Raw genomic sequence first — 3,142 nt, 5'->3', positions numbered from 1 at the left:
GCCGCAGAAAGGGAATAGGTGGACGACTTTTACGCCGCCCGCAGCAGCACCAAGCCACCGCTACCGTGGACGAATTTCCCACCGCCGTTCTCACGGATTTCACGGTCTCGAGCTGTTACAAATTCGTGATGGCCAGCTATCTGGGGCTGCTATGCACCGGCAGCAACGCGGCACGGTCGCAGGTCCCTGCGGGTGCGGGATGGCATTCACTGGGTGCGGGGGACGGCCGGCGCTGGGAATACGGCAATGTCCCGCATCTGGATGTGGCAATCCTGCATGCGGTTCTGGATTGGCAGGCGGGGCTTGGCGACCCGATGGCGCGCGAGGCGCATCTGCTGGATGTCGCGCAAAGCATCGAGACGCTGCTGACGAATGCGGGCTTTGGCATCGTTGCTCGCTGCGATGGGCGAGCTTCGCATAATGTCTGCGTCATGACCGGCCCGATCGAGGAACTGGCCCGGCAGCTGGAAACGCGGGGCGTTCGTGTCTGGTTCGATCCGGGCCGGCTGCGTTTTTCGGCGCAGATCTTCAACGACAGTTCGGATCTGGACCGCTTTGAGCTGGCACTGGAGACGATCCTTCCGCAACTTGACATGAAAGGATAAGGAATGACGATCACAAGACATGGCGTTGGCGAGGGCACCGGATCGGGCGGGCGCCGCCTGCCCTTTGCGAAGGCCGTCGAAGCCGATGGGTGGCTGTATGTCTCGGGCCAGACGCCGATGATCGACGGCGAGGTTCACGGCCACGGCATCGTCGAGCAAACGAAAATCGCCATCGAGAACATGCTGACCATTGTGCGCGATGCAGGCTATCAGGTCTCGGACATCGTACGCGTCGGTGTCTGGTTGGACGATGCCCGTGATTTCTGGAGCTTTAACAAGGTATTTGAAACCTATTTCGGCGATCACCCGCCGGCGCGGTGCTGCGTGCAATCGCCCATGGTAGTCGACTGCAAGGTCGAGGTCGACTGCATCGCCTTCCGCAACGCCTGATCATGAACTCTTGCCCCGGCATCCCGAGACAGGTTCCTTGCCGGTTCCTTCGACCTCCGGACGGCCGTTGTTTGAGAAGTCGCGCCCGATCAGGCTTCACAGGAGCAATCCACGGGTTAACGGTCTGAGATGACGGGACCTGCCCCTTCCCGCCCTCGGACGACGGACTGGAGGAGTTGCAACGAGGCCCTGAAGCGGCGCGGTTCCCTGCTGATCTGGCTGGACCAGGACATGACGTGGCTCGCGCCGAAGGTCGGTCGCAACGGCCGACCGCCGGTGTTGAGCGATGCCGCAACCCAATTCTGCCTCTGTTGGGGCTGCCACTTCGCCAGATCGAGCCAGGTTCCGCCACTGGTTCGGGGAACCCTGGCGAGGCGGGATGGGGGCAGGCATTCTGTCGATGGCCGGTCTCGACAGTCCTGTGCCTGACTTTTCCACCCTGAGCCGCAGGCAAAAGCGTATCACGGTGCAGATATCGAGCCGCCGTGCGTCCGGTCCGCTCAACCTGCTTGTGGACAGCACCGGAAGAAGTTCCTCGGGGACGGGAAGTGGCTTGCGCGTAAGCACGGCACGCAGCGTCGGCGCCCATATCGCAGGGTTCATCTGGCGATGGATACGACCGACGACGACATCCGTGCCGCAGAATTTACCTCGAGCGCCAGGGGCGACAGCCCTGCCACTGAACTTTCCTCCAGGCGCGACCGGAGTCCGCTGGTCATTTACGCCCTTCGGCGTGGGTTGGGCAATCACCCGGCGCGCGGAGCTTTCATGCTGCGCAGCGGGACGGGTGACTGCGGTTGCCAGATGCAGGGCAAAACCTGCTGGGGTCTGGTATCCGAGGGCCGAGTGCGGCCGTTCGGTGTTGTAGTCGGTGACCCATCCGGCGATCAGATCGCGCGCGTGGGCGATGTTGCGAAACAGCGTCTCATTCAGGAACTCGTCCCGCATTCGACCATTGAAGCTTTCCACGAAGCCGTTCTGCATTGGCTTTCCCGGCGCGATGTAATGCCATTCGATCCTCTGCCCGGCGCACCATCTCAGGATCGCGTTCGAGGTCAGCTCCGTGCCATTGTCCGAGACAATCATCCCGGGCCTGCGGCGGCGCTCGGTTAGGGCCGTCAGTTCGCGCGCCACGCGGTGGCCCGAGATTGATGCGTCAGGGATCGCGGCAAGGCATTCGCGGGTGACATCGTCCACCACGTTCAGCACACGGAAGCGCCGCCCGCAGGCGAACTGGTCGTGGACGAAATCCGGCGACCAGCGGGCATTGGGCCGTGCTCCCATCAGGATCGGGGCTCGTGGGCCAGGCGCCTTGCGCCGCGCTTTGCGTTTACGGACGGTTAACCCTTCCTCGCGGTAAAGCCGGCAGATGCGGTTGATCCCCGAGGGTTCGCCCTCGCGCCTGAGCAGCACGAAGAGCCGGTGACAGCCGAACCGGCGCCGTTCATTGGCCAAATCACGCAACCGACCCCGCAGCGCCGTGTCCGGGGCACGCCGCGATTGATAGCGGACCGTCTTCCGATCCGCCCCAGTGATCTGACACGCCCGTCGTTCTGACAGCCCGAACTGGGCCTTCAGATGCGCGACAGCTTCGCGCTTCACGGCGGGCGTCACCACTTTTTTGACAGCAGTTCCTTCATCGCGGCCATGTCGAGCATCTGTTCGGCCAGAAGTCGCTTCAGTTTGGCGTTTTCCTCTTCGAGCGCCTTCAGTCGCTTCGCCTCGGACATCGTCATCCCGGAATACTTCGCCTTCCAGGCGTAGAACGTGCCTTCCGACATGCCATGCCTGCGGCATAAATCGGCGCACTTCGCGCCCGCATCATGTTCCGCAAGAATACCGATGATCTGTTCCTCGGTGCGTCGCGCCTTCTTCATACTCCGTCCTCTCGTTAGGGCGGACGCCAGGCGAAGTTGGAGGAAAAATCCCCAGGGCAGGTCAGTCGCGATGCTGGAAGCGCAGGGTTTTTCCATCGTTCTGCCCGAAGAATTGTGGCAGACTGCCAAGGCGGCGCAGGACGAACGGATGCAGGAAGATCCATGGCTGGATATTCTAGCATTACAGTTGCGTTTTCAGTTTGATATGAGCCTGTCTTGCTGCGGCCTGATGCGCCCTTCGCCACAATGACCATGCGATGATCTGCGCGG

The 3,142-nt window shown here is 62.2% G+C and carries 2 protein-coding genes and 3 pseudogenes; 4 read left to right on the top strand and 1 reads right to left on the bottom strand.

The annotated features are described in order from the left end of the window. The 3 genes and pseudogenes from M511_RS18915 to M511_RS18905 all read left to right on the top strand — a co-directional run. Positions 1-605 (top strand): annotated as a pseudogene (locus M511_RS18915) (hypothetical protein); the annotation flags it as partial. Positions 606-608: 3 nt separating this feature from the next. Next, positions 609-995 (top strand): RidA family protein, encoded by a 387-nt coding sequence (locus M511_RS18910; RefSeq protein ID WP_139824654.1) that lies wholly within the window; start codon positions 609-611, stop codon positions 993-995. Positions 996-1,124: 129 nt separating this feature from the next. Further along, positions 1,125-1,670 (top strand): annotated as a pseudogene (locus M511_RS18905) (transposase); the annotation flags it as partial. A 135-nt stretch (positions 1,671-1,805) separates the two neighbouring features. On the opposite strand, the pseudogene M511_RS18900 reads toward M511_RS18905, so the two are convergent. Beyond that, positions 1,806-2,872, bottom strand: a pseudogene (locus M511_RS18900) (IS3 family transposase); the annotation flags it as partial. Positions 2,873-2,942: 70 nt separating this feature from the next. Between M511_RS18900 and M511_RS18895 the strand changes: the two are divergent. Then, complete coding sequence (locus M511_RS18895; protein ID WP_139824653.1) at positions 2,943-3,122, top strand: hypothetical protein; 180 nt, start codon at positions 2,943-2,945, stop codon at positions 3,120-3,122. Positions 3,123-3,142: the final 20 nt, after the last annotated feature.

It is taken from the genome of Paracoccus sp. J56 (genome assembly GCF_019633685.1).
GTDB classification, from domain to species: domain Bacteria; phylum Pseudomonadota; class Alphaproteobacteria; order Rhodobacterales; family Rhodobacteraceae; genus Paracoccus; species Paracoccus kondratievae.
The sequence above is the reverse complement of the archived record's forward strand: the minus strand, read 5'-3'. Positions and strand labels throughout refer to the sequence as shown.